This window comes from Streptomyces sp. NPDC021224, from assembly GCF_044332905.1.
In the GTDB taxonomy this organism is placed as follows: Bacteria; Actinomycetota; Actinomycetes; order Streptomycetales; family Streptomycetaceae; genus Actinacidiphila.
The window spans coordinates 349,047-375,196 of sequence record NZ_JBIRPW010000008.1; the positions used below are offsets into that span (position 1 = coordinate 349,047).

22 protein-coding genes and 1 pseudogene are annotated in these 26,150 nt (G+C 73.4%); 10 read left to right on the forward strand and 13 right to left on the reverse strand.

What is annotated here, in order from left to right; translation table 11 throughout:
• Positions 1 to 67: 67 nt before the first annotated feature.
• Positions 68 to 1,258 carry an MFS transporter gene (locus tag ACH4PY_RS22635; protein WP_398185622.1) on the forward strand — a complete coding sequence of 397 codons (1,191 nt, stop codon included), beginning with the start codon at positions 68 to 70 and terminating at the stop codon, positions 1,256 to 1,258.
• Positions 1,259 to 1,397: 139 nt separating this feature from the next.
• The gene (locus ACH4PY_RS22640; protein ID WP_398185625.1) at positions 1,398 to 1,961 is read left to right on the forward strand and encodes a flavodoxin family protein; all 564 of its coding nucleotides are present in this window, start codon (positions 1,398 to 1,400) and stop codon (positions 1,959 to 1,961) included.
• On the opposite strand, the gene ACH4PY_RS22645 is transcribed toward ACH4PY_RS22640, so the two are convergent.
• From ACH4PY_RS22645 to ACH4PY_RS22665, 5 genes are all read right to left on the reverse strand, one after another.
• On the reverse strand, positions 1,951 to 2,442 hold the full coding sequence (locus tag ACH4PY_RS22645) for a GNAT family N-acetyltransferase (protein WP_398185628.1): 492 nt from the start codon (positions 2,440 to 2,442) through the stop codon (positions 1,951 to 1,953). The two genes, ACH4PY_RS22640 and ACH4PY_RS22645, sit on opposite strands and share 11 nt — an antisense overlap.
• Positions 2,439 to 3,329 (reverse strand): hypothetical protein, encoded by an 891-nt coding sequence (locus ACH4PY_RS22650; protein WP_398185631.1) that lies wholly within the window; start codon positions 3,327 to 3,329, stop codon positions 2,439 to 2,441. Before ACH4PY_RS22650 ends, ACH4PY_RS22645 begins: the two co-directional genes overlap by 4 nt.
• On the reverse strand, positions 3,299 to 3,814 hold the full coding sequence (locus ACH4PY_RS22655) for a hypothetical protein (RefSeq protein ID WP_398185634.1): 516 nt from the start codon (positions 3,812 to 3,814) through the stop codon (positions 3,299 to 3,301). Before ACH4PY_RS22655 ends, ACH4PY_RS22650 begins: the two co-directional genes overlap by 31 nt.
• Positions 3,815 to 3,924: 110 nt before the next feature.
• Positions 3,925 to 4,344, reverse strand: a complete 420-nt coding sequence (locus ACH4PY_RS22660) for a hypothetical protein (protein ID WP_398185637.1) — start codon at positions 4,342 to 4,344, stop codon at positions 3,925 to 3,927.
• An 87-nt stretch (positions 4,345 to 4,431) separates the two neighbouring features.
• Positions 4,432 to 4,863, reverse strand: a complete 432-nt coding sequence (locus ACH4PY_RS22665; RefSeq protein WP_398185640.1) for an ATP-binding protein — start codon at positions 4,861 to 4,863, stop codon at positions 4,432 to 4,434.
• Positions 4,864 to 5,247: 384 nt separating this feature from the next.
• On the opposite strand from ACH4PY_RS22665, the gene ACH4PY_RS22670 reads away from it, so the two are divergent.
• Positions 5,248 to 6,177 carry a helix-turn-helix domain-containing protein gene (locus ACH4PY_RS22670; RefSeq protein ID WP_398185643.1) on the forward strand — a complete coding sequence of 310 codons (930 nt, stop codon included), beginning with the start codon at positions 5,248 to 5,250 and terminating at the stop codon, positions 6,175 to 6,177.
• Positions 6,114 to 6,311: a DUF397 domain-containing protein gene (locus tag ACH4PY_RS22675; protein WP_398185646.1), complete on the forward strand. Its 198-nt coding sequence runs from the start codon at positions 6,114 to 6,116 to the stop codon at positions 6,309 to 6,311. The genes ACH4PY_RS22670 and ACH4PY_RS22675 overlap by 64 nt, the downstream gene beginning before the upstream one ends.
• Here the strand turns inward: ACH4PY_RS22675 and ACH4PY_RS22680 are convergent.
• A complete protein-coding gene (locus tag ACH4PY_RS22680; RefSeq protein WP_398185866.1) occupies positions 6,250 to 7,707 on the reverse strand; it encodes a glycosyltransferase family 39 protein in 1,458 nt (485 codons plus the stop codon). The genes ACH4PY_RS22675 and ACH4PY_RS22680 overlap by 62 nt on opposite strands.
• 261 nt (positions 7,708 to 7,968) lie before the next feature.
• A complete protein-coding gene (locus ACH4PY_RS22685; protein WP_398185649.1) occupies positions 7,969 to 9,117 on the reverse strand; it encodes a lytic polysaccharide monooxygenase in 1,149 nt (382 codons plus the stop codon).
• Between the two features lie 518 nt (positions 9,118 to 9,635).
• Between ACH4PY_RS22685 and ACH4PY_RS22690 the strand changes: the two genes are divergently transcribed.
• Together ACH4PY_RS22690 and ACH4PY_RS22695 are read left to right on the forward strand one after the other, a co-directional pair.
• Positions 9,636 to 9,803: a hypothetical protein gene (locus ACH4PY_RS22690; protein ID WP_398185653.1), complete on the forward strand. Its 168-nt coding sequence runs from the start codon at positions 9,636 to 9,638 to the stop codon at positions 9,801 to 9,803.
• A gap of 28 nt (positions 9,804 to 9,831) precedes the next feature.
• Entirely contained in the window at positions 9,832 to 11,193 is a 1,362-nt protein-coding gene (locus ACH4PY_RS22695; RefSeq protein ID WP_398185656.1) for a glycosyltransferase, read from the forward strand.
• On the opposite strand, the gene ACH4PY_RS22700 is transcribed toward ACH4PY_RS22695, so the two are convergent.
• The 4 genes from ACH4PY_RS22700 to ACH4PY_RS22715 all read right to left on the reverse strand — a co-directional run bounded on the left by ACH4PY_RS22700 (position 11,183) and on the right by ACH4PY_RS22715 (position 15,984).
• Positions 11,183 to 12,139, reverse strand: coding sequence for an ABC transporter permease (locus ACH4PY_RS22700; RefSeq protein ID WP_398185659.1), 957 nt, complete (start codon positions 12,137 to 12,139; stop codon positions 11,183 to 11,185). The two genes, ACH4PY_RS22695 and ACH4PY_RS22700, sit on opposite strands and share 11 nt — an antisense overlap.
• The gene (locus ACH4PY_RS22705) at positions 12,126 to 13,208 is read right to left on the reverse strand and encodes an ABC transporter ATP-binding protein (protein WP_398185662.1); all 1,083 of its coding nucleotides are present in this window, start codon (positions 13,206 to 13,208) and stop codon (positions 12,126 to 12,128) included. Before ACH4PY_RS22705 ends, ACH4PY_RS22700 begins: the two co-directional genes overlap by 14 nt.
• A 196-nt stretch (positions 13,209 to 13,404) precedes the next feature.
• Positions 13,405 to 14,709, reverse strand: coding sequence for an outer membrane lipoprotein carrier protein LolA (locus ACH4PY_RS22710; protein WP_398185664.1), 1,305 nt, complete (start codon positions 14,707 to 14,709; stop codon positions 13,405 to 13,407).
• 243 nt (positions 14,710 to 14,952) lie between these two features.
• Positions 14,953 to 15,984: a polyprenyl synthetase family protein gene (locus ACH4PY_RS22715; protein ID WP_398185667.1), complete on the reverse strand. Its 1,032-nt coding sequence runs from the start codon at positions 15,982 to 15,984 to the stop codon at positions 14,953 to 14,955.
• A 662-nt stretch (positions 15,985 to 16,646) separates the two neighbouring features.
• Between ACH4PY_RS22715 and egtA the strand changes: the two genes are divergently transcribed.
• The 4 genes and pseudogenes from egtA (at position 16,647) to egtD (ending at position 21,172) form a co-directional block, all read left to right on the forward strand.
• Positions 16,647 to 17,927 (forward strand): ergothioneine biosynthesis glutamate--cysteine ligase EgtA, encoded by a 1,281-nt coding sequence (egtA, locus tag ACH4PY_RS22720; protein WP_398185670.1) that lies wholly within the window; start codon positions 16,647 to 16,649, stop codon positions 17,925 to 17,927.
• 18 nt (positions 17,928 to 17,945) lie between these two features.
• On the forward strand, positions 17,946 to 19,364 hold the full coding sequence (gene egtB, locus ACH4PY_RS22725; RefSeq protein ID WP_398185673.1) for an ergothioneine biosynthesis protein EgtB: 1,419 nt from the start codon (positions 17,946 to 17,948) through the stop codon (positions 19,362 to 19,364).
• A pseudogene (gene egtC, locus ACH4PY_RS22730) lies at positions 19,364 to 20,086 on the forward strand (ergothioneine biosynthesis protein EgtC); the annotation flags it as partial. The gene egtB and the pseudogene egtC, both read left to right, overlap by 1 nt.
• A 102-nt stretch (positions 20,087 to 20,188) precedes the next feature.
• The gene (gene egtD, locus ACH4PY_RS22735) at positions 20,189 to 21,172 is read left to right on the forward strand and encodes an L-histidine N(alpha)-methyltransferase (protein ID WP_398185869.1); all 984 of its coding nucleotides are present in this window, start codon (positions 20,189 to 20,191) and stop codon (positions 21,170 to 21,172) included.
• Between the two features lie 45 nt (positions 21,173 to 21,217).
• Here the strand turns inward: egtD and ACH4PY_RS22740 are convergent, their stop codons facing one another.
• Both ACH4PY_RS22740 and ACH4PY_RS22745 read right to left on the reverse strand, forming a co-directional pair.
• A complete protein-coding gene (locus ACH4PY_RS22740; RefSeq protein WP_398185676.1) occupies positions 21,218 to 25,075 on the reverse strand; it encodes an SAV_2336 N-terminal domain-related protein in 3,858 nt (1,285 codons plus the stop codon).
• The gene (locus ACH4PY_RS22745; protein WP_398185679.1) at positions 25,047 to 26,102 is read right to left on the reverse strand and encodes an AAA family ATPase; all 1,056 of its coding nucleotides are present in this window, start codon (positions 26,100 to 26,102) and stop codon (positions 25,047 to 25,049) included. Before ACH4PY_RS22745 ends, ACH4PY_RS22740 begins: the two co-directional genes overlap by 29 nt.
• Positions 26,103 to 26,150: the final 48 nt, after the last annotated feature.

Below are 26,150 nucleotides of genomic sequence, written 5' to 3' on the forward strand. Positions count from 1 at the left end.
AGTGAACAGGCAAGGTGTTCGATAGCGACTGTTTCGCACATGTGGGATGTTCGTTATGGTGGCGGGCATGGACCGCGCTCTCCGGGCCGCCCGCGTGGCGACCTTCGTCTACTTCGTGCTCGACGGCACCCTCATGGGCATCTGGGTCGTGCACATCCCCGCCGTCGAGGACCGCGTGGGCATCAGCCACGCCACCCTCGGCGGGCTGCTGGTGCTGCTGGGCCTCGGCGCGTTCCTCGGCATGCGGGTGGCCGGGCCGCTCGCCGACCGGCTCGGCACGCGCGTCGTCGTCCCCGCCTCGGGCGTGCTGTGCGGCGCGGCGCTCGCCCTGCCGGGACTGTCGCACAGCCCGTGGACGCTCGCCGGGGCGCTGCTGGTCTTCGGCTTCTGCAACGGATGCCTGGACGTGAGCATGAACGCGCACGCGGTGCACGTGGAGAAGGCGTACGCGCGGCCGGTCATGTCGGCCTTCCACGCGACCTTCTCGGTGGGCGGCGTGCTGGCCTCGCTCGTCGCCGCGGGCGCGTCGGCCGCGGGCCTGGGTACGGCCTGGGTGCTCTCGGTGTCGGGCGCGGTGGGCGTGCTGATCGCACTGGCCGCGGCGCCCCTGCTGCTGCCTTCGGGGGCCGTCGCGGCGGAGGAGGCCGCGGCGCCGCAGGCGAAGCGGAAGGGCGGCTCGCGGTACATCCGCATTCTCGCCGGGCTCGCCTTCATGACGATGCTGTGCGAGGGCGCCGCGAACGACTGGAGCGCGCTGCACCTCAAGGACGTCCTCGGCGCCCCGACCAGCACCGCGGCCTTCGGCTACGGCACCTTCGCCGCGGCGATGACGGTGGGCCGGCTGCTCGCCGACCGCGTCTCCGCCCGCTTCGGCTCCCTGGCGATCCTGCGGTACGGCTCCGTGCTGGCCGCGGTCGGGATCACCGTCGTCGCCCTCACCCCGTGGACGTGGGCGGCCTTCGTGGGCTGGGCGCTGTTCGGCCTGGGCCTGTCGGGGTGCGTCCCGCAGCTCTTCAGCGCCGCCGGGCACGCCGACCCCGCCGCGGCGGGCGCCAACGTCTCGCGCGTCGCGGGCCTGGGCTACCTCGGCATGCTCGCGGGCCCCGCCGTCATCGGCTGGCTGACCCACCTGACCGCGCTGAACCACACGTTCCTGCTGCTCACGCTGCTGTGCGCGGTGACGGCGGCAACAGCGGGGGTGCTGCGCACCGGACAGCCGGACCACACCGCTCAGGAGCTGGAGCCCTCCCGCTCCTGAGCCCGCCCAGCGGCTCCCCCGACCACCCGTGCGGCTCGGTCCTGACCCCGGGCCGCACGGGTATCCGCCGCCGAGGGATGTGACGCGTATCCCGAGCGGTCCGATTGACGCCAGTAATGCGCGGACGCAATATATGCATATGCATGACTCTACGGGCCGACGCTTCCTCTTCCTCCTCGGCAGCACCCGCGCGGGCGGCAACACCGAAGCACTCGCGCAGCAGGCGGCGGCCGCGCTGCCCTCCGACGTCGAGCAGCACTGGGTACGGCTGGCGGAGCTGCCGCTCCCGTCGTTCACCGACGTCCGCCACTCCGGCGACGGCTCCTACCCCGAGCCCACCGGCAACGCCCGCACCCTGCTGGACGCGACCCTCGACGCGACGGACCTGGTCATCGCCTCCCCCCTGTACTGGTACTCCCTCTCGACGCCGACGAAGCAGTACCTGGACCACTGGTCCGGCTGGCTCCGCGTCCCCGGCCTCGACTTCCGCTCCCGCATGGCCGGCCGCCACCTCTGGGGCATCACCGCCCTCGCCGGCACCGACCACTCCGACGCCGACCCGCTGGTCGGCACCCTGCAGAAGACCGCCGCCTACATGCGCATGCCCTTCCACGGCACCCTCCTGGCCAGCGCCACCCGCCCCGGCCAGGTCACCACGGACGAGGCCGCGGCCCTGCGAGCGAAGAGGTTCTTCACGGGGTGAGGCCGCGGCTGTCCCGGCGGATCCCGTAGCCGAGCCACCCGTCCGGCCCCCCGTCCGCGGGACTGCGGACGAAGCCCGCCTTGAGCAGCACCCGGCCGGAGGCGGGGTTGTCGGGGTGGTGCCGCGCGGACAGCCGGACCAGAGGGGTGTGTGCGAAGGCGTACGCGACGAGCCGCCGGACGGCTTCGGTCCCGTATCCGCAGCCCCAGACGTCCTCGCGCAGGATGTAGCTCACGGTGGCGTGCCCGGTGTCACGCTCCCGCAGACCGATCAGCCCGACCAGGTCGCCACGGGCCGCCTCGATGCCGAAGCGCCAGCGTTCGCGGGGAACCGTGCGGGCCTGAGCGGCGGCGTCGGCGACATAGGCGGCGGACTCCTGCTCGGTCAGAGGACGTCCCCGGGTGTAGGTGAGCGACGCGCCGCTGTAGATCCGCAGGACCGCAGGGGCGTCGGCGTCGACCAACTCGCGAAGGGTGATCATCGGACGGCGTCCAGGGCCCGGGCCACCTCGGCCGCTCCGGGCCTTTCGGCGGCGGACGGTGTCAGGCACGCCGCGATGACCTCCTCGAAGGCCGGGAAGGGCCACGGCCGGACGGCCGCGAGGTCGGCGCGTTCTCCGGCGGCAATGGCGCACAGCTTGTCCGGCCGCGAAGCCTCGTCGGCGTACGGGACGGGGCGGCACCCGGTCCAGCACCAGAAGAGGGACGCGCCCAGGCCCCAGACGTCCGCCGGGGGCCGGACCTGGACGTGCGTGTCGGCGGACGTGGTGAGCAGCGCGTCGGCAATCTCCGGGGCCGTCGTGTGGGTGAGCGCGCCCCGGTACGGAAGCCGGTCCGCCGTGTCCGGCCCGCAGGAGAGGGCGAAGTCGAAAAAGGCGGCGCGGCCCTCCGGGGTGACGACGGTGTTCGTGGGCTGCACGTCGGCGTGCGTCCAGCCGGCAGCGTGCATGCGTGCTAGCCGCGCCGCCCAGGTCCGGGTAACGGTCAGCAGCCACCGACGCGCCGCGGGCCGGTCGCCCTCCGGGCCGCGCGCCTGCGCGAACGCGTGCCACAGCGGCTCACCGGCGAGCCAGTCGACCGCCAGCCAGTGGCCGCCGTCCCACCCACCGGCGTCCACCCGGTAGCCGGGATCGATCGCCTCGGCAGCGGTGAGGGCCCGGAGGTGCCGGTCCTCCTGGTCGATCTCCGCGGCCTTGTCCCGCTCCTGCCCGGCCTCGGGGCTGTTGGCCTTCAGTACGACGGTGGCCCACTCGCCGGTGACCTTCCACGCGCGCGAACCCCGCCGGTCGCTGAGCAGAACGCACTCGGCCCCCGGTCCCACCCGCGGCTCCAGAGCGGCTACCGCCTCGGGAGGAGCTGTTGCGCCCATGCCTTGACGTCCTTCCAGTCGTGCCCGATCTCGCCGAGAACGTCATGCCCGTCGTCGACGGCCGCCTCCACGGCAGCCGCCAACTCCGGCGTGGCACGCAGAAACCGCCCGTCACGTGACCTGACGGCAACCCGCACCGGCAGAAACGACAACGGCGGAGGCGGAACGGAGCGTCCGCTGCGGTTGGCACGCTCCTCACCTGCAGCGAACTTGCCGACCATGAGCCCCACAGGAGCGTAGAGGTGTTTCAGGGCCCAGTGCGGCCACTGCAGCGCCTCCCCTCCCGCGTGCAGGACCGCACCGTTCTCGCACACGAAGGCGCCGCGCCTTCGGGGCATTGACGACCGCACTCGCTCGGCGGCCTGGACCGCAGCGTAAAAGATCTCGGCCTCGACGTCCTCGACACCGCAGACGGCCTCGTACAGGGTCCAACTGGTGTGGCCCCGTTCGAGGGACGGTCCCAGGTAGGGGCAGTGGGCGGTCACGTCACGCAGATACGTGGCGAGGTACGGCGCAGGGGTGCTGGTGCGGGGAGCGAGGAGGCGGAGCGCCCCAGCACTGGGCCGGGTCGCTCCGCCGACAGGCCTGGACGGGGTCACGATGCGGCCGGTTCCCGCTGCGGCACCGGTACCGCGTCGTCACCGCCGTCCCCGGGAACCGGCGAGCAGTCCCACTCGGCGACCACCACCCCGGTCTCCCGGTAACGGGCCACGCCTTCGCGGTCCACGCGGCCTTCTCGGTCGGTGAACCAGAGCTCGGGGAGTACGCCGAACAGGGCCTCGTAGTCACGAACCCAGGAGACGGGACCAGCACCCGAGCCAGGTGCGTGCCCGATACTGCGTCCGGCGTGCTCCGCGCAGAATGCCGGGTAACCGGGCGAATCCAGAAGCTCGTGCCAAGCGGCGTCGACCGCCGGGGAGAACATCTCCGGGGCGGGTTGACCGGCCGCGAACCTGCGGCCCGCGATCGTCAGGAACCGGCCGAGTTCGGCCTGCTCCGTGCTGGTGGTGCTCATGTCGGTGATCCTCTCGTAGAAGCCGATGGTGCAAACCCGCTGGGCTCCCAGCGGGAGTTCAGGCGGCGAGCGGCAAGCGGCGGATGGTCACAAGGCGACCGTCGCCCACACGAGCTTGCCGACGCCGTTGCGGTCGGTGACGCCCCAGCCGTCGGGGCCGGTGAGGGCGGCGACGAGGGCGAGGCCGCGGCCGCGTTCGTCGTCGGTGGTGGCCGCGCGAGGTTCCGGGCGGCGGTCCGCGTCGGCGTCGTGGACCTCGATGCGGACGCCGTCGGCGGTGCGGGCGTAGCGGGTCTGGACGCCGCGACCGGCGATGCGGGTGTGGACGACGGCGTTCGTGAGCAGTTCCGAGAGCACCAGGCCGGCCGTCTCGGTCAGCTCCGACAGACCCCATTCGTCCAGCACACCCGTGAGTTCCCGCCGCGCGCGGCCGACGCTGCGCGGGGTCCGGGGCCAGAACGTCGTCACGCTCGGCGGGACGTCGTCGGCCTTCGGGTCGCCTTCGGACTGCTCGTGCATGTGCGTGCCCTTCCTCGGCTGGGGTGACGAGCGGACGTCAGGGGCCCCGGCGGTCGCCCCGCGGGGACCCCTGACGGAGGGCTCGACCGGCACGGGCGCCTCGGGGCGGCGCGATCGGGCCGGGAGTCCTCTGCACCCGTGCCCTGCCGACTGGGACGGCGGTGCCGACACGGCACGGGAGTTGAGGGAATGACTGAAGGATCGTCAGGAACGACACATTCGCTGACTGACTGTCATGAGCGTAGGCCGCCTTTCGAGACTGGCGCAACCCATCTCTCCGAATCCACCACATCGCATATATGCGGTCACTCATACGTTCTAGTGAGTGCCGTACGGTGACATCTGACGTACACTCACGTGGCGTAACCGGAGAAAGGAGGGGGCATGCCCGCTGGAGGACGTCCCACCGTGCGCAGCAGGCGGCTCGGCGCGGCGCTCAGGGAGTACCGTCTCGCTGCCAAGCTCGAACAGCTTCAGGTCGCCGAGGTCATCGCCGCATCGCAGACGCGGGTCAGCCGGATAGAGACCGGGCACGTCACCGCCCGGCCGATCGAGATCCGCGCGATGCTCGACGCCTTCGGCGTCACCGACCTGGACATCCGCAAGAAGCTGGAGGACATGTCCCGGGCCTCGTACCGGCGGGGCTGGTGGCTTGAGCACGCAGCGCATCTGCGTCCGGACTACCTGGACTACATCTCGCTGGAGGACGACGCGACGTACATCCGCGAGTGGCAGCCGGTCCTCGTCCCGGGTCTGCTGCAGACTCCCGCCTACGCCGAAGCCGTCATCACCGCGGGTCCGAACTTCGTCACCCCGGAGCGGGTGGGGCAGTTGGGTGCGGTGCGTGAGACGCGGCAGGCCAAGATCGCGCCCGGCGCCGCGAACTACACCGCCATCGTCTGGGAGCCGGTCTTCGTGCACCCACTGGTCACGCCGGAAATCCACGTCCGGCAACTGGCGCACATCCTCGCCGTGCTGGAGCGGCAGAACGTCACCTTGCAGGTGCTGCCCTTCGCGGCGGGCATCCTCGCCGGGACGACCTCCGCCTTCTCCAGTTTTAGTTTCGATGACGAGCCCATCGTCGAAGCCGTGACCATGGAGAACGTCCGCGGTACCTCCGTGCTGGAAGCGCCTGCCGATCTTGCCGCCTACACCAACGTTTTCGACCAACTACGATCGGCTGCACTATCACCCGACGACAGCGCGCAATTCCTCCGGAGCGCGCTGCGGGATGGCGAGAAAGGCGCGCAGTGGACGACGTTGAAGGCCGTTACCGCAAGTCCTCCTACTCCGGGCAAGAAGGAAACTGTGTAGAGGTCGCCGCCACGGCGGGCGGGGGCCGGGCTGTTCGGGACAGCAAGGACCAGGCCGGGCCGAGTCTGCGGTTCAGTGCCGAGGCGTGGGGTGCGTTCCTCGCCGGGGCGCGGGGCGGGGAGTTCGACCGCTGAGGTCGGACGTCCGAGTAAGGGCAAGGGGAAGGTCCCTGGAAACCGCCTGGTGGGCGGGGTCCGGGGGCCTTTTCGTGGTGCGCTCGAAGACCAGCACGCGGCGGCCGCGGGCGCTGACGTCCGCCACCTTCGTGAAGTGGGAGTGGAGGACGGACATCTTCGTACGGTCGCGGGCCGTCGCGTTCGCCTCCGCGGTGAAGTCGGCGTCCGTCACCAGGAGAATGCGGTGCTGGCCGAGCATCGCGGTGCGGATGCGGGCCGAGGGCGCCTCCACGCCCTCCAGGGTCGCGGACTCCAGGGGGCCCTCGGACAGGGCGATGTCGTGCAGACCTGCGAAGGCGTCCGGGGAGACGTAGGCGGTGTCGCGGCGCCAGGACGGGACGAAGAGGACCGCGGAGTCGGGGGACTTCAGGCGCTGCACGTGGGCCGCGACCGCGAGGACGTCGTCCACCCGGCTGGACGGGGAGCGCTCGGCCACGCACTGCGGGAGGAGGGCCAGCGCCAGGGCGGTGACGGCCGCCGGGACCAGCCAGCCGCGCGCGGTCGCGAGGGCCGCCGTGTCCAGGCCCGCGCCGATCAGCAGGGCCAGGCCCAGCAGGCTGAAGACGACATAGCGGTCGAGGTAGAGGGGGTGGACCAGGGAGACCGTCAGGAGGGCGAGCTGCGGGGCCGCCAGCAGCGGGAGACCGACCGTCACCGCCGACAGCCGCCGCCCGGTGCGCGGGCGGACCACGGCCGCCGCGAGGGCGCCGAGCGTCAGCAGCACCGCCGGGGCGACCAGCTTCGACCAGGTCAGCGGGGCTATCCAGGCGACCTGGTGCTGCTGGGTGCGGCTGTAGAGGATGAGCGGCAGCACGGCGGCGGTGGCGGCCGCGGAGGCTGCCGCCCAGCGTGTCGCGGGGCCGCGTCCAGCCCGCGTCCACAGCAGGGTCGCCGCGTGGGCGGCCAGCATCAGCAGGGAGAGCCAGTTCAGCAAACCGCAGAGCGCGACCGTCGCCGCGTACGCCACCCAGCGGGCCGGGCCGCCGCGCCCCTGGAGGAGCGTCACCAGCAGCAGCGTCGCGGCCGCCGCCCCGGCGGTGACCAGCGCGTAGGGGCGGCCCTCCTGGAGGTAGAACTGCACGGTCGGGAGCAGCCCGAACACCGTCCCGGCCGCGAGGCCGGCCCGCGGGCCCGCCAGCCGCCGCCCGAGGACGGCCACGCATCCGGCCGCGACCGCCATGGCCAGTACCGAGGGCAGCCGCAGGGTCACGATGTTCGCCCCGAAGCATGCGAACAGCTCGTGCATCAGCAGGTAGTAGAGGCCGTGCACGACGTCGATGGAGCGCAGCATCCGGCACAGGTCGGCGGGTGAGCGCTGGGCCGCCTGCCACGTCGCCGCCTCGTCCCGCCACATGCTGTGCTGCCGGGAGAGCCCCCACGTCCCGAGGGCGAGCGTCACCGCCGCGGGGATCAGCCAGACGGGCGGGCGGACACGGGCGAGGGCGGTCGGTGAAAGGTGCACGTATGGCAGATGCAGGAATCCGGCGGAGCGTTGAGCACCCGCCGGATTCCGTATGTGAAGATCTGCCGCCTTCGTCCCCCGGGTCCGCCTGGGGACGGGAGAAGGGGGCGGCCCCCGGGACGTGGGTCCCGGGGGCCGCCGTGGGTGCGCCGATCAGGAGAAGGAGCAGGTGATGGAGCCGTTCGGGGTGTTGATGCCCTGCGAGGACGTCGCCGTGAAGCCGAACGTCGTATTGCCGTCGGCCGGAATCGAGCCGTTGTAACCGGCGTCCTTGACCGTCACCTTCGTGCCGCTGGTGGTCACGGTGCCGTTCCACAACTGGCTGATCGTGGTGCCGTCACCCGTTGTCCAGTTCACCGTCCAGTGACTGGAGGGTGAGGTGCCGTGGTTCATGACCTCGACCGAGCCCTGGAAACCGCCGCTCCAGGAGTTCGTCACCGAGTACATCGCCATGCAGTTGCCGTCCACCGGCGGCATCGAGGTCGGCGGCGTGGTCGGCGGGGTGGTGGGAGGCGTCGTCGGCGGGGTGGTCGGCGGCGTGGTGGGCGGGGTCGTGCTGCCGCCCGTCGTACCACCGGTGGTGCCACTGCCGTTGTGGATGCCCGTCACCTCACCGTTGCCACCGTCGAAGACGATGTCGGAGCAGGAGAAGAAGTTCTCGTTGCTGTCCGAGCGGACCCACTGGATGAACAGCATGGCGTTGCCGGAGCGACCCGCGGGCAGCGCCTGGTCCCAGTAGTAGTGGCCCCCGTCCGTGCCGGGCGAGCCGACGGCGGGCGGGTTGGTGCTGGTGCTGATCTCGGTCATGTCCGCCCACGCCAGCGGGGTGGTCGGGGACCAGCCCTGCTTGGTGAGGTAGACGTGGAAGGTGCCCGGGTGCTGCGCCCAGTTGCTGTACTGGAGCTGGATCGTCGACCCGGACGTCAGGTGCGTCTTGGGCCAGTCGTCACGGGCGGCGCTGTAGGCGGAGAAGTCGTACGGCGACTTGTTGCCCGCGCTGCAGATCGTGCCGTCCGGCACGTAGCCCACGTTCTTGCCGCCCGCGTTGGAGTCCAGGACGGCGAACCAGTTGTAGAGCGGTGTCGTGCCGCTCTGCGCGACCGCCGCGGCACAGGCCGGGTTGGTCGGCTGGAGCGCGCCCGAAGCCGTCTTCGCGTCCTGGTAGCACAGGTACGTTCTCGAACCGGGCATCATCGCGACGCCGTGCGCCTGGGCCTGGCCCTGCGCCAGGAAGACGATGCCGAGGGCCGAGAGCAGCGTCGCCAGGACGGCGAGTAAAGAGAGCTGCCTCTTCTTGTTCACAGTGGTGACCTTTCCGGCGACGTCCCCGAGGCCGTGGTCCACCGCAGCCGGGTCCTCAGGGGCGGAGTGGGGGGAGAACTGTGATGTGGAGCACCCATGGGAGCGCTCCCACTGCGTGAAGCTAACAGCAGATCAGGGGCATGTAAACAGCCCGATCCGCGGAAGGGGTGAGTTTGTTGCCCGTTGGACGAGCCGGGGCGGGCGGGCGGACGCCGGTGATCACGGCCCGGCGGGGCGGAATCTGCGGGCCGCGGGGCGGTCGCGGCCCGGTCGCCGCCGCCCGGTCGAGGACGCCCGGTCACGGACGCCCGGTCATGGACGCCCGGTCATGGACGCCCGAAGGACGGTCTCACGGGCGATGCGCCAGCCGAACGAATTCGGGCCGCGCCCGGCGCCCACGGGTCCCCCCGTGGGAAGTGACCCTTCACCGGCAGGGGCGTCAGGCCCCCGCCCGCCTGGACGCGACGTCGAGGCGCGGCCGCTCGTGGCCGCGAGATCCGCAACGAAAGGGCACCCCCATGTCGGAAGGACAGTTGGCGAAGACCGGGGTGGGGCTCGGCACGGTCACCGTCTTCGGGCTGGCAGTGGGTGAGGTGTGGATGCTCGTCGGCGCCGCGGCCGTCGTCGTGGTCGGTGTGGTGCTGCTGCGGCTCGCCTGGCGGCGCGGACGCCCCGCCGGATCCTGACCTCCCCGAAGGCCCGAAGGAAGCCGACATGATCCGTACCAGCGCCGCCTCAACGCTGCGCCGCCGGCTGCTGGCCACCGCGACCGTCACGGCGGCCCTGATCGGCTACCTGCTGCTGCGCCGGGTGGACGCGCTCGTCGCCCTGGGCGGCGACGGGCGCCCGCCCTTCGTCGTCCTGTACACGCTGACCTGCCTGTGGCTGCTGTGGCAGACGCTGCTCGCCTACGCCGAGCGCCCGCACCGGGCCTCCCCGCAGCAGCAGCGCGTCCTGGACGCGGCGCACCTCGCTGTCCTCGTCCCGCTGTTCAACGAGGACCCGGATCTGCTGCGCCGCTCCCTCCGGTCGCTGCTGGAGCAGTCCCGGCTGCCGGACTCGGTGAGCGTGACCGACGACGGGAGCAGCGTCGACTACAGCGCGGAACGGGACTGGTTCGAGCAGGCCGCCGAACGGGCGGGTGTCCGGCTGTCCTGGCAGCGCACCACGAACCTCGGCAAGCGGCACGCCCAGCTCATCGCCGCCGCGGCGGCCCCCGACGCCGACTACTTCGTCACCATCGACTCGGACGTCGAACTCGATCCGCACGCGCTCCACGAGATCCAGCAGCCCTTCAAGAACCCGGACGTCCAGTCGGTCGCCGCCGTCGTCCTGTCCGCCAACGCCCACACCAACTGGCTGACCCGGCTGTTCGACCTGTACGCCGTCAGCTGGCAGCTCAACGAACGCTCGGCGCAGTCGGTCCTCGGGTCGGTCGTCGTCAACACCGGAGCGTGCGCCGCCTACCGGGCCGGCATCCTGCGCGACAACGCCGACGCCTACCGCGACGAGACGTTCATGGGCCGCCCGGTCACCTTCTCCGACGACTCCATGCTCACCCTGCTGGCCAAGCTCCGCGGCAGGACCGTCCAGCAGCCCACCGCGTTCGCGCGGGCCACGATGCCGCAGAACCTCAGCCACCACGTACGCCAGCAGGTCCGCTGGATGCGCGGCTCGGCGATCCGCTCGTTCTGGCGGATCCGCTACCTGCCGCTGAGCAGCTACGCCTTCTGGAACCAGGCGTCCAACTGGTTCCTCACCCTGGCCACCACCGCCACCTTCGTCTGGTTCGTCCTGCTCCAGCCCGTCAGCGACTCGGGCCCGCTGTGGATCCTGCTGGCCGTCCCGATCGCCCTGGGCTACCTCCACACGCTGCGCTACCTCACCATCCAGCCCGGCAACGAGCGCACACGCACACGGCTGCTGGCCTTCGCCTGCTCGCCGCTGGCGACCGTCTGGGGCCTCACCGTCCTGCGCTCCCTGCGCTGGTACGGCCTCGCCACCTGCGCCCGCACCGGGTGGGGGACCCGGGCGAAGGTCGAGGTGTACGCGCAGGGCCCCGGGCCTACGCCGTGATGTCGCGGGTGGTGAAGCGGGCCCAGGCCGCCGAGCCGAAGACCGCCGCGTAGACGGCTTGGAGGGCCAGGTTCTTCAGGATGCCGCTCCATATGACGGGGGCGCGCATCACGTCGGCGAAGCTCAGCCAGTAGTGCGGGAAGAGGTAGGGCTGGACGGCGTGCAGCTGGGGGATGCTGTTGACGATCTGGACGGTGATGAGCAGGCCGACCGTCGCGGCCATCGCGCCGATGCCGCTGTCGGTGAGGGTGGAGATGAACAGGCCCAGCGCGGCCAGGCCGACCAGGGAGGCCGCCACCAGCAGGGCGATCAGCAGGCCGCGCAGGACGCCGTCGGTCAGGGAGACGGTGTTGCCGGACAGCAGCGTCACGTCGCCGACGGGGAAGAGGCTGAAGCCGACGATCACGGCGGACAGCACGACCGTGAGCGTCGCGGCCACGCAGAAGACCAGCACCGAGGCGTATTTGGCCAGCAGCAGGCGGGTACGCCCGGCCGGGGCGACCAGCAGATAGCGCAGGGTGCCGGTGGCGGCCTCGCCCGCGACGGCGTCGCCGCCGACCACGCCGATGGCCATCGGGAGGAAGAAGGGGAGCGTCGCGGCGAGGGAGGCGAAGGCGAGGAAGAGGCCGTTGTTGCTGACCTGCTCCAGGAAGGCGGGCCCGCCGCCGTCGCTGCCCCCGACGGAGCTGCCGTCGCGGGTCTCGATCCGGATGGCGATGCCCACCAGGAGGGGGACCCCGGCGAGCACGCCCAGCAGCGCCATGGTCCGTGCCCGGCGGAAGACGGTGAGCAGCTCGGACCGGAAGAGGCCCAGCGACCAGACCGCGCGCGGGGCCCGCCCGGCGGGGGCTTTGGCCTCGACCGCGGGGGCCGGGGCCGCGGCCTCCGGGGCCGGGTCCAAGTCCTCCGTACCGGCCGGCTCCGTCGATGTCTCAGCCTGCGACATTGAAACCCTCCCCCGTCAGTGCCACGAACGCGTCCTCCAGCGACGCACGGCGCTGGCCGAAGCCGCGGACCCGGACGCCGGCCGCCACCAGCGCGGCGTTCAGCTCGGCCAGGTCGGGCGGATCGGCGGGCAGCTCGCCCGTCACCTCGCCGGTGTGCGGATCGGCCACGACGTCGGTGACCCCGTGCGCGGCCAGGACCCGTACCGTCTCGGCCGGGTCGGGTGTGGTGACGGCGAGGCGGCCGCGGGTCCCGGCGGACAGCTCGGCGACCGGGCCCTGGGTGATGAGCCGACCACGGGCCATGACCGCGGCGTGCGTGCAGACCTGCTCGATCTCGTCCAGCAGGTGGGAGGACAGGAAGACCGTCGTACCGTCGTCGGCCAGCTCGCGGACCAGGCCGCGGATCTCGCGCATGCCCTGCGGGTCGAGGCCGTTGGTCGGCTCGTCCAGCACCAGCAGCTCGCGCGGCTGGAGCAGGGCGGACGCGAGGCCGAGCCGCTGCTTCATGCCCAGCGAGTAGGCCTTGGCCTTCTTGCCCGCGGCCGCGATCAGGCCCACCCGCTCCAGCGCGGAGGCGACGCGGGCCTTGCGGGTGCGCGGGTCGGCGGTCGGGTCGGCCGCGTCGAGCCGCAGCAGGTTGTCCTGGCCGGACAGGAAGCCGTAGAGCGCGGGGCCCTCGATGAGGGCTCCGACCTTGGGCAGCACGCTGCGGGTGGACTGCGGCATCGGCCGCCCCAGCACACGCGCGCTGCCCGCGGTCGGCTCGATGAGGCCCATGAGCATGCGGATCGTGGTCGTCTTCCCCGAGCCGTTGGGCCCGAGGAATCCGAAGACGCTGCCGCGCGGCACCCGCAGATCCAGGCCGTCCACGGCGAGGGTGCCGCGGTACTGCTTGGCCAGACCGCGGGTCTCGATCACGACGTCCGCGGCTTGCGCCGCCGGGGGCTGCGCAGGTCCCGCGAGGTGGCCCGCCGTCTCCTCGTCGCCCGCCGTCTCCTCGTCGCCGGCCGGCCCGCCGACCGCGGGTTCACCCTGCGGCGGCACCTTCGCGGTGGGCGGGTCTTCCATCGCACTCCTCGCTTCGCTTCGTTGTCGCTCGGCCGACCCCGCACGACGGTGCCGGCCCGGACGAGCCGATGCCGTCGTGGTGGCCGGACCAGCCGCCTGACCCCCGCCCCGGCACCGGCCCGGACGAGCCATTCCTGTCGTGCCCGGACCAGCCGCCGGTGGGGATTACCCGCGCCCCCGGCCGGAGACGCGCGGCTCAGCCCGTGGACGTGTTCGCCGCCGCCTCCAGGGCGGACTGGGTGACCGCTCCCGCGTAGATGGTGCCGTCCTGGGTGATCAGCACATTGACCAGGCGGGTGTGGAAGAGCGTGCCGGAGCCGAAGGAGCCCGTCACGTGCTTGCCGAAGCCGCCCAGTATCGAGCCGACGTCGGCCGGGCCGCCGGGCCTGCCGCCGTGCGTGCCGTTCTTGGCCTGCGCGTCCTTCCACGCCTTGGCGGAGTCGTTGTGCGCGGACCCGGGCGCGAGGGCGTCCTTGGCCTTGAAGACGGCCACCGTGTCCCAGCCCGAGCCCACGAACGTCGGGGCGCCGGAGCCGGGGGCGAACGCGGGTGCCTGCTCCTTGCCCTTGTCGGCGCCGCCCTCCGTGACCTTGACGCCCTTGCCCGGTGTGAAGTCGAAGGTGCTCGCGGCGGGTTTGGCGAAGCTCACCCGGGTGTAGCCGATCTCGACGATCGGCTTGCCGCCCGATGCCGCGTCCAGCGTGAACCGCAGCGGCACGCCCGTCTTCGCGTCGACCGCGATGCGCACGGCGCCGATCGTGGTGTCGGACGCGTGCTGCGGGCGGACGACGAGGACGTAGGCGTTGTGGCCGGCGACGCGTGCCGTGCCGTCCGTCGTGATCGAGGCCTGGCCGTCGGCGGCCTGGATGATCTGCCGTGCGGCCGCCTGCGGGGTGGCCGGGAAGTCCTCGGGGAGCTGGTGGTCCTTCGCGGCGGGCGCCGAGGACGCGTCGTGGGCGGGCAGCGTCGCGTGGTACGCCTCGTTGGACGAGCTGTCGTACGCCCACACCTGCGTGCCGTTGTGGATCACGCTGTACTCGGCGGCGGGCTGGATGATGGAGACCTTCTGGCGGTCCGGGCCGTCGGCCGAGACGTGCAGGGTGTGGCTGCCGACCAGCAGCTGCACGAACTGGCGCTGCGGCTCCGCGCGCGAGGCGTCGGGCGAGCCCAGCGACGGCGGCGCGACGGCCCCGCCGAACAGGCTGCTGCCCGTCGTGGCGGACAGCGCCGAGGGCAGGCCCAGGTCGGTGGTGAACTTCACCGTCCCGTCCACCGTCCGGGTGTCGGACGCGGCGATCTTGGTGAGTATCTGCTCCGCCGAGAGCTTGGGCAGCGACGGGTCACCGCTGTCGGCGAGGGCGGGGACCAGGCTCACCGTCGCCGCCGTCACCCCCACGAGCGCGGCCGGTACGGCGTAGCGCAGTGCCTTGCGGCCGCGCCGCCCTCCCCCGTGCCCGTACTCTTCCGGCTGCTCGGGCCGAGCCGGCTGGATCAGTGCCATGACGTCTCTACCTCCGTTGTCAGCGGCGGTTTTGCAGGTCGCACTCGTCCACTCCCCCGGCCATTGTCGCCCGGTCCGCCCCGAAGTGGTGTGTATCCATTCCACCAATTCGGCCGTCCCGCCACATCAGCCCCCGGGGCCAACTCCGCGTACATCGGCGGGATGACGCAAGCCCTCCCGCGTACGCGTCCAGGAGTACCGGACCGCGCGTCGGCCCTGAGGCCCCGTCAGCGAGGCCGCGGCTCAGCTCGCGCGGTCGACCGCCGCGTCGCACAGCCCGGCCAGCGCCTGCTTCGCCGGGCCCTCCGCCAGCGGGGCGAGCGCGGCGAGCGCCTCGGCGGCGTACCGCCGGGAGTCGGCGCGGGCCTGGTCGAGGGCGGGGTGGGCGCGCAGCAGGGCGAGGGCCTCGGCGTGCGGGGCGTCGGCGGACAGGTCGCCGTCGAGCAGTTCGTTGAGCCGCCGGTCCTCGGCGGAGATGTGCTGGCCGGTGGCGAGCGCCTGCGCGTACATCTTGCGGACGTGCAGCACGGGCAGCGTCGGGACGCCCTCGCGCAGGTCGGTGCCCGGGGTCTTGCCGGACTCGTGGTGGTCGCTGGTGATGTCGAGGACGTCGTCGGCGAGCTGGAAGGCGATACCGATGCGCTCGCCGAACTGGGTCAGCGTGTGCACCACCGACTCGTCGGCGCCGGACATCATCGCGCCGAAGCGCCCGGACACCGCCATGAGGGAGCTGGTCTTGCCCGCCAGCACCTCCATGTAGTGGTCCAGCGGGTCGCGGCCGTCGCGCGGGCCGACGGTCTCCAGGATCTGGCCGGTCACGAGCCGTTCGAAGGCCTCGGCCTGCACCCGGACCGCCTCGGGGCCGAGGTCGGCGAGGATGTGGGAGGCGCGGGAGAAGAGGAAGTCGCCGGTCAGGACGGCCACCGAGTTGCCCCAGCGGGCGTTGGCGCTGCGCACCCCGCGGCGCGCGTCGGCCTCGTCCATGACGTCGTCGTGGTAGAGCGTGGCCAGGTGCGTCAGCTCGACGACGACGGCGGCGGGCACGACGCCGGGCGAGTGCGGGTCGCCGAACTGGGCGCCGAGCATCACCAGGAGTGGCCGGAAGCGCTTACCACCCGCCTGGAGCAGATGCCGGGCGGCGTCCGTGATGAAGGGGACGTCGCTCTTGGTGGCGTCGAGCAGTCCCTCCTCGACCGCCGCGAGTCCGGCCCTGAGGTCGGCATCGAGAGCGGCGTCCCACACGCTCAGCCCGAAGGGTGGCCCGACGACGTTCACGAGGGGTGCTCCTGTCGCTGATCTGGCTTGCGGCCCGGTCCTGAGGGGCGCTTCGCGGGCGGCTCCGCTGGCGCTGACGTGGTGCTCGGCTGGTCTTCCTTACACGGGCAGCCTAGCCGGTCGGCTGTGGATCACCGCCGGGGCATGGCGTTATCCGGGCACCGCGCGGGTCCGGGCCGGGCCGCGCACCGTACACCCGTACGCCCGCCTGCCCGAACCCCCGTCCGAACCCCCGTACGGGCGGGGCCCGCTCGCCCCGCGCCCGGGCCCCGGCCCCGCCGTACCGCCCGCGCCCGCCTCGCCGCACAGGGGGTCGTACGCCCGCGCGACGCGGCCGGCGTACACCCGGACGGCGGTACACAGCGCGGCCCGCGGGGAACGGCGCGGCATATCATCACGATGACGGCGTTCACCCGTAAATGTCCGAGCCGTCTCGGCGGGTGCGGCACAGGGCGCCGGAATCACTCACCCCGTGGCGAACGTTCACTGTCCCGTAAGACCGGCTCGTCACACAACGACCACACAACGACCTAAAATCACGGCAGCACCATGTGACATGTCCTCGCATCTGGGTAGACCCCAACGGGAAAAATCCCGGCGGCCCCCGCCGGGATCCGATCCCACCGGAACCACCCACGAATCGCCGATGAGGAGGTGGATCGATGGCAGCCGAAGTGCTGGATCTGCTCGAAGAAGAAGCGGAAGCGCACGTCCAGGGCGTCTGCTTCAAGACCGGGCCGCCCGCGCGGACCGGGGTGGAGCTGGAGTGGCTCGTCCATGACGGCTCCGATCCGCACATGCTGATAACCCCCGACCGGCTGCGGGACGCGCTCGCCCCGGTCGACGTGCCCGGCGGTATGCCGCGGGGCAGCAGGATCACCCGCGAACCGGGCGGACAGGTGGAGCTCAGCTCCCGGCCCGCCGACTCGCTCAGCGCCTGTGTCGAGGCGATGGCCGCCGATGTCGCGGCCCTCCGCCGGGCGATGGACCGTGCCGGACTGGTCCTCGTCGGCCGCGGCCTCGACCCCTACCGCGACCCGCCCAGGATCCTGGACGAGCCGCGCTACGCGGCGATGGAGCGCTTCTTCGACCGCGACGGCCCGCACGGCCGGGCCATGATGCGCCGCACGGCGTCGCTCCAGGTCAACCTGGACGGCGGCGAGGACAACCATGGCATCACCGGCTACCGGCGGCGCTGGGAGCTGGCGCACCGGATCGGTCCGGTCATGGTCGCCGCCTTCGCCAACTCGCCGCTGCGCGACGGGCGTCCCACCGGCTGGGTCTCCGCCCGGCAGGCGAACTGGGCCGCGATGGACCCGGGCCGCACCCGGCAGCCCGCCCACCACGCCGACCCCAGGGCCGCCTGGTCCCGCTACGCGCTGGACGCACGCCTGCTGTGCGTACGCGACACGGGCGCCCCCGACCCGGCGGGCGGCACCGCCGACTGGACCGCTCCCCCGGGGCTGACCTTCCGCGGCTGGCTGCGCGGCGGGGCCCCGTGGCTGCGCCGGCCGACGCTCGCCGACCTCGACTACCACCTCAGCACCCTCTTCCCCCCGGTCAGACCGCGCGGCTGGCTGGAACTGCGGATGACCGACGCCCAGGACGGCGACGACTGGATCGTCGCCACCGCGCTCGCGGCGACCCTGCTGGACGACCCCGTCGCCGCCGACGCCGCCTTCGCGGCCACCGAAGCGCTGTGCCAGGACCCCGCACAGCCGCTCCCCTCCGACGAGATCTGGCGGCGCGCCGCCCGGATCGGCCCCGCCGACCCGGAGATCGGCAAAGCCGTCCGCGCCTGCTTCTCGGCAGCGGAGAGCGCCCTCGTGCGCTCCGCCGCGCCCACGGCGCTGCGCACGGCGGTGACCGCCTTCGCCGAGCGCTACGCCGAGCGCGGCCGATGTCCCGCACACGACCAGTTGGACGCGCTGTCCCGCGTCTGACCTTCCGGAAGGTATGTCGTGACAAACCCTCGCACCACCGGCACGGCCTCGACCGAGGCAACTCCTGCCACTTTCGGCACTTCCCGCACTCACACTCCTGCTGCCGCACAGGCCCCGGCCGCACGGGCCCTCGACGCCCTGGAGACGGCCCGCCGCCGCACCCGGCTGCTGACCGACAGCGTCGACGAGGCGGACCTGGCCGCCCAGCACTCCCCGCTGATGTCCCCCCTGGTGTGGGACCTCGCGCACATCGGCAACCAGGAGGACCTCTGGCTGGTCCGCGAGGCCGGCGGGCGCCCCGGGCTGCGCCCCGACCTCGACCACGTCTACGACGCGTTCAGGACACCGCGCGCCGACCGCCCCGCGCTGCCGCTGCTGGGTCCCGACGCGGCGCGCGCGTACATCGCGGCCGTGCGCGAGCAGACCGCGGACGTCCTCGCGACCGTCGACACCTCGCCCGACCAGGGTGAACGGCTGCTCGCGGACGCGTTCGTCTTCGGCATGCTCGCGCAGCACGAGCAGCAGCACGACGAGACCATGCTCGCCACCCACCAGCTGCGCAGCGGACCGCCGGTGCTGGACGCGCCCGCGCCGCCGCCCGCGCCCGCCGACGCCGCGCTGCTGCCGCGCGAGGTGCACATACCCGGCGGCCCCTTCACCATGGGCACCAGCACCGAACCGTGGGCCCTGGACAACGAACTGCCCGCGCACCAGGTCGAGGTGCCGGGCTTCTGGCTCGACACGGTGCCGGTCACGAACGGCGCGTACGCCGAGTTCATCGCCGCGGGCGGCTACGACGACCCGGTGTGGTGGACGCCCGAGGGCTGGCGGCACGTGCGCGAGGCGAATCTGGTCGCGCCGCTGTTCTGGGAGCGCGACGGCGAGGGCTGGACGCGCGGGGTCTTCGGCCGCACCGAACCGGTCGTCGCCGACGAGCCCGTGGTGCACGTCTGCTGGTACGAGGCCGACGCCTACGCCCGCTGGGCCGGGCGGCGGCTGCCGACCGAGGCGGAGTGGGAGAAGGCGGCCCGGCACGATCCGGCCACCGGCCGCTCCCGCCGCTACCCGTGGGGCGACGCCGACCCCGGCCCGGACCACGCCAACCTCGGCCAGCGGCACCTGCGCCCCGCCCCCGCGGGCAGCTACCCCGGGGGTGCGGCGCCCAGCGGCGCCCGGCAGCTCATGGGCGACGTGTGGGAGTGGACGTCCTCGGACTTCGCCCCCTACCCCGGCTTCGCGGCCTTCCCCTACAAGGAATACTCCGAGGTGTTCTTCGGCCCCGACTACAAGGTGCTGCGCGGCGGCGCGTTCGGCGTCTCGCCGGTCGTGGCGCGCGGCACCTTCCGCAACTGGGACTACCCGATCCGCCGGCAGATCTTCTCCGGCTTCCGCACGGCGCGCGACGAATCCGCGACGACGTCCACCGGGCAGGCCTGATGTGCCGTCATCTGGCCTACGCCGGGCCGCCGTTGCCGCTGGCGCGGCTGCTGGTACGGCCCACGGGCGGGCTGTACGAGCAGTCGTGGCGGCCGCGCCGGCAGCGGCACGGCACCGTCAACGCCGACGGCTTCGGCGTGGGTTGGTACCCCCTCGACGCGGAGGACGGCGACGGCTTCGTGCGGCCCGCCCGCTACCGGCGGGCGCTGCCCGTGTGGGCGGACGCCAACTTCGCCGAACTGGCGGACGCGATCCGCAGCGGGACCGTCCTGGCCGCGGTGCGCTCCGCGACGGAGGGCACGACGCAGGAGGAGACGGCGGCCGCGCCCTTCCGCGACCGGCACTGGCTCTTCAGCCACAACGGGGCCGTCCCGGACTGGACCCGGCTGCCGACCGGGCTGAGCGAGGCCGAACTCCTCGGCCTGGAGACCCGCAGCGACTCGGGGGTGCTGTGGGCGATGGTCGCCGCCCGGCTGCGCCAGGGCCAGCCGCCGGGCGGCGCGCTCGTGTCCGTCGTCCGGGAGGTCGCCGCCGCCCGGCCCGGCGCGCGGCTCAACTTCCTGGCCACGGACGGCCGCACCATCGCGGCCACCGCGTGGGGCGACACCCTCTGGTACCGCACGGGGGCGGGCGCGGTGCTCGTCGCCTCCGAGCCCGACGACGAGCCCGCCGGGCCGCACGCCGACGCGTACGGCTCGGGCGCCGGGTTCGGCGAATGGCGGGAAGTCCCCGACCGTTCGCTGCTGCTGGCCACCACCGCAGGAGTACGGATCATCCCGCTGCGCCCCCCGGGGACCGCCGCCGACCGCAAGGAGCGTGACCACATGCCCGCGCAGAAGAGCCGCTTCACCCTCGACGACCGGCTGCCCGCCGACTACTTCACCGAATCGCTGCACGCCGACGTCCGCAAGGGCCTCACCGACGCGCCGCGCACGCTGCCGCCCAAGTGGTTCTACGACAAGCGCGGCAGCGACCTGTTCGAGGAGATCACCCGGCTGCCCGAGTACTACCCGACGCGCGCCGAGCAGGAGATCCTCGTCCGCCGCGCCCCCGAGATCGCCGCGATCACCCGCGCGGCCACCCTCGTCGAACTGGGCTCCGGCTCCTCCCGCAAGACCCGGCTGCTGCTCGACGCGCTCACCGCAGGTGGCACGCTGCAGCGTTACGCCCCGCTCGACGTCAGCTCGGCAGCCCTCGCCGAGGCGGGCGAGGCCATCTGCCGCGACTACCCCGGCCTCACCGTGAGCGCGACCGTCGCCGACTTCGAGGGCGGCCTGCCGCTGTCGGACGAGCCCGGCCCGCGCCTGCTGGCCTTCCTCGGCAGCACCATCGGCAACTTCGACGCCGCCCAGCGCCAGGCCTTCTACCGCACCCTCGCGCACTCCCTCACCAGCGACGACGTACTGCTGCTCGGCGCCGACCTGGTCAAGGACCCGAAGGTGCTCGTCCGGGCGTACGACGACGCGCAGGGCGTCACCGCGGAGTTCAACAAGAACGTCCTGCACGTGCTCAACCGGGAGCTGGGGGCCGACTTCGACCCCGACGCCTTCGAGCACGTCGCGCTCTGGAACGCCGACGAGGAGCGCATCGAGATGCGGTTGCGCTCGCGCGCGGCGCAGTCCGTGAAGATCCCGGGCGTGGACCTGGGCCTCTCGCTGGCCGCGGGCGAGGAGGTGCGCACGGAGCTGTCCTGCAAGTTCCGCCGCGAGTCCCTCACGGAGGAGCTGCACGCCGGGGGCTTCACCGTACGGCAGTGGTGGACCGACCCGGACGAGCGGTTCGCGCTGCTGCTGGCGGTGCCCAACTAGATTCTGCGGGGCACGCGTTCGGGAGAGCGCGTGCCCCGCACCTGCTCAGATCCCCTTGCCGCCGAACCGGGTCACCGCGGACTCGACCGCCCGGGTCAGCGGGTCGGAGGGGCCGAGAGCGGCGACGGCCCGGCTCAGGGCCTCGCGCAACGCCGGGAGGGCGAGGGCAGGGCTGTCGTGGAACCTCTCGAAGGCGGCGGCCAGTTCCCGGTGGACGTGGACCAGCTCGTTGGCGACCGGCGGTGAGAGATCGCGATAGGCGGCGACGGTCTCCCGGGACAAAGCCAGGAACGCGGACAGGCCCGACTCCACCGCCAGACGCGCCAGTTCGGTACGGGTCGGCACCGCGAGCGCGCGTCCCGTACCGGTCAGGGGCCGGGTCTCGACGTGGGAGAGCGCTCGCTCGGCGAGGAGCACGGCGGTGCGCGGGTCGCCGTACTGGAGCAGATGGCGGGCGGCGCGGGAGAAGAGCCGCACGGTGTGCTCGCCGTCCTCCTGGGGCGGCACCGCGGCGGACAGCGCCACGACGTGCCCGGCCAGTTCCGTCGCACCCGGCGCGTGGCGCGGGCGGTGCGGGGGCAGCACCTCCTCGTAGGCGCCCAGCAGCATCACCTCGGCGAGCTTCCTGCCGCGGGTGTCCCGGATCCCCTGCTGCCCCGGCGCCAGGAACACCTCGCGGCGGCCCCAGCTGACGCCGAGCGAACGGCTCTCGCTCAGCGAGCCCAGCGCCGCGCTCAACCGGCCTGCGGGCCACAGCACTTCGAGCAGGTCGAAGGAGACCACGCGGGCCAGCCACGGCAGCATCCGGAGCAGGTCGTCGAGGACCTCCCCGGGCAGGCTCCCCGACACGCGCTCGTACGGATCCGGCACCTGCCGGGGCGCGGGCGGTGCGGACGGTGCGGGCGTTCTCGGCGGCCGGGGCGGACGGAACGGCGCGGGGGTGATGTCGAGCGGACGCGTGACCGGGCCGGGAGCCGGGCCCGGGCCGATCCGGATCTCCGGGAAGCCGTGGCCCGCGAGCTGGTCGCCCAGGGCCAGCACCAGCAGGCCGCGGCCGGAGGGCGGCAGCAGTTCGTCCTCGCAGTCCTCCAGGACGACCAGCACGGGGGCCTCGTCCCGGTGGGCGGAGACGGCGGGAGACGGGTGAACGACGCGGCGGTACCAGAACACGCTGGAGAAGTCCGCACGGTGCTCGACCGCGAAGGCGGCGGCGACGGCCCGCAGCCCGCCCGCCGCCCCGCGCAGCACGAGCGTGCCCGAGGCGTACGCCCGGTCGGGCAGCGCGGCCCGCTCCACCTCCCGCAGGGCGTCCGTCTCGTCGAGCGTCATCCAGGCGGGTGCCTCGGGCGGGGTGAGGTCGCGTTCGGTGTTCGGGAGCTCATGCCGCAGGTACACGGGCTCGGTGGAGAGCGGGGGGATGCTGTCGGGGGACACAGGGGCGGGGGGCTCCGTGGTGCCCAAGGGCCTGACGGGCCGCCCCGGGCGGTTCAGGTCCGTCTCCGGGGAGCCGAGGGCGGCGAAGAAGGCGTCCTCGAGGAGGAGCCCGGGAACGGTGAGCATGGTGAGACGGGCGGTCCCGCCGGGGGCCGCGGGGGACCGCAGAACGATGCCGCACAGCGCGGGCCCGTCGAAGACCGCGGCTCCGTTCAGCGTTCCGTACGCGTCAAGTGTGACGTGGTAGGTAATCGGCCCTCCGGGTCGGTCCTCCAGCGGGCGCACCGTCGTCGGATCCAGGAGGGGGTAGAAGTACCTCGCACCCGGCGCCAGCGGCCCTGTCACCCTGCGCGGCGGGTGTCCGGCGAACGCCGCGTAGGCCACGCGGACCGCGAAGGGCGTGAAGGGATGCGCCGCGTTCCTCACATGGCCGAACAGCAGCGGCGGGACACGGTAGCGCGCCGCGATCGGCGCACTGATCCGGTACAGCAGCGCCTGTCCGCTCACGGCCACCAGGCGCGCGGGAGTCCTGTCGTCGTCGTGATTGATCGTGGTGACGATGACCGTGGGGCGCGGAGCGGTGTCGGCGGACCCCCCCTCACGCGCGGTGAGGATCATGCCGTCGGCGACCAAATAGCCCGACGTGCACGCGACGCCGTCCTCATCCCACACCGCCACCACGTACCGCTCCGCCGGGTGCGACGGCAGCCCTGCGTGCGGGTCCAACTCCTGTACCGGGGCGGGCAGTTCCGCGAACGGTGCGGCCTCGCGCGGTAGCGCCAGCGTGCCCGTGCGCGTCGCGATCAGCGCCGGGAAGTCGGGTGCGCGGCCCAGGCGCGGGGTCAGGAAGGCGGTGACCGCGTCAACCGTGCGGCGGGCGTCGGTGGCCCGGACGGCCGTCCGCAGCAGGCCGCGGACCTCGGGGTCGAAGGTGTAGGTGTCGAAGCCCGCGAGCGGCGCGTCCACTCGCAGGAGGCCGCCCAGCATCACCTCGGCCAGGCACGACGGGCTCGTGCCCGGCAGCGCGGCGGATTGGACGACGCGCATGACGGGGAGGGTGAGCGGGTCGACGGAGGCGAGGTGGGCGGCGAGTTCGTACGCCTCGGGGCTGACCGTCTCCTGGAAGGCGCGCAGGCGTTCGGCGGGGTCAACGGCGCCCGTGGGGGCGGGTGTCGGGGAGGCCGGGGCGGCCGCGTCCACGACGTGGAGGTACGCGCTGCCGCCGTGCGACGCGATCAGGGACGCCCACGGGCCGAGGGACCAGTCGCCCAGTTCCAGGACGGGGACAGGCAGTTCGAGGGGTTGGGCGAGGTGCGCGGGGAGCCACGGGTCGTACGCGCGCAGCAGGTGGTTGGCGGGGGCGGGGCGGCCGCTGCGGACGCGGAGGCGTTCGGCGGGGAGGGCCGTGCCCTGCCAGAGGCGCAGCGGCAGCGGCTGCAGGACGGCGGTGGGGGCCTTGCGGGCCCAGGCGGCGAGAGTGCGGTGGGCGGCGCCCGAACGCCACGCGGGGCCGACGCCGTCGGTGACGGCGAGCACGGCGGTGCGATTGCCGTCCACGACAGCGGAGTTGACGGGGGTGGTCGCGAAGCCGACGCGGCGGACCGTGCGGAAGATGCCGGACGTGCCGAGCACGCGGGCGAGTTCGGCGAGGGTGTCCCGCCACACGCTGAGGGCGATCCCGTCGTCCACGGCGAGGACGAGATCGAGCCAGCGGGCCCGCTCCGGGCGCAGGACGACATCGGGCCCGCCGCTCTCGGCGATGGCCTCGGCGGTCGCGGACTCGTCGAGCTCGAAGCGGTGGAGGGAGGAGACCCGGCGCTTGAGCGGGCGCAACGCCCGTACGACGTGCAGGGGGTTGGGCAGGCCGGGCACGCCGGGTACGCGGACGGGCGCGGCCCCGTGGCCGGGGCGGGCGTCGGCGAGGGCGTAGACGGGGCGGGGGCGCGGGGCGGCGGGGCCGGTGGCCGGTGCGGGCAACGGCCTACGCGGGGGCTCGGGGGTGGGGGCGGGCCGGGCCGGCGGGGGCAGGATCCGGGCGTTCTCCGGCGGGGGCGGGGGCGGGGGCGGGGTCCCGGAGCCGGAGTGGGCGGGCCCGGCATACCCGGGCTCGGGCGGCCGCTCCGTCCACGGGGGCGGTGCGGGGAGCGGGGTCGGCGCCACCGGCTCCGGCACACCCTGCGCGAGGGCCAGCCACAGCACGTCGGCCAACTCGCCCGGCGTCAGGTCGATTCCGGCACCGCCGAGGATGTCGTGGAGCTGCTGGACGGAGCCGCTCCCCCCGGTGCCGGGCGGCGGTTCCACCCGTGCGGACCTGCCCGCGCGGGAGTTCCCCGTGACACCGACGCGGACGGCTCCCCCGGGCGGCGGTCCCAGCCGCCCCTCCGCGACGGGCGTCCTGTCGTAGTCGGCGAACGGCGGGCCGGGCAGGCGCCGCCCCGGGTCACCGCCCTCCCCGGTCGTGGAGTTCACGCAGCACCGCCTCCCGCAGGTGGCGCTCGTCGGGCCGGACGCCCTGCCGCAACAGGTGCACGGCGTGCAGGAGTTGGTCGGTGGCGAGGCCCCCGAGGTCGCGGCGGGCAACGAAGTTCTCGATCAGCAGCTCGATCGCGGGCCAGTGCGCCGCGAGCGCGTCGGGCCCGGCCTCGGCGAAGTGCGCGCGGACGATGTCCTGGAGCCGGCGCGGGCCCGGGTCGGGCAGTTCCAGCCGGACGCAGCGGCGCAGGAAGGCGGGCGGGAACTCGCGCTCGCCGTTGCTGGTCATGACCACGAGCGGGAAGTCGGCGCAGCGCACACTGCCGCGGTGGACGGTGACCCGTTCGTGCGAGCCCTCGGTGAGGACGGGGACACCCTGCGGGCTCTCGGGCAGCCGGGCCAGCTCCGGGACGGTGAACTCGCCTTCCTCCAGGACGTGGAGAAGGTCGTTGGGCAGATCGACGTCGCTCTTGTCCAGCTCGTCGATGAGCAGGAGCCGGGGGCGGCCCTCGTGGCGGGTGGCGAGCGCGGTGCCGAGCGGGCCGAGCCTTACGTAACTGCCCACGCCGGTCGTCGCGTCGGCGCCGTCCACGGGCTCGGCCCGGCCGCCGTCGCCGCGCAGCCGGCCGATCGCGTCGTAGCGGTAGAGCGCGTCGGTGAGCGTGGAGCGGGTGTTGACCGGCCACACCAGGACGGGCCCGAGGCCCAGTTCGTCGGCGACGGCGTAGGCGAGCGAGGACTTGCCCGTGCCCGGGTTGCCCGTCACCAGCAGTGGCCGGCGCAGCCGCAGTGCCGCGTTGACGACCTCGACCTGCTCGGGCCCGATCAGATACGGCCGCCTGGCGCGGGCGGTGCCGTCCCCCCGGACCTGCCGCCACGGCGGCGGCTCGGGCAGCGGCACGCCGTCGGCGTAGCGCTCGCCGGTGCCGCGGAAGAGGCGTTCACGGGCGGGAGCGGCGTCGGCGGGGCCGCCACCGGGGGTGGGCGCGGCGGGCTCGTCGGGTACTGCGGGGGTGCCGGTCACGGAGCACCGCCTTTCGGGGCGTCGTCGGGTCGGAACGGGGCTGTGCGG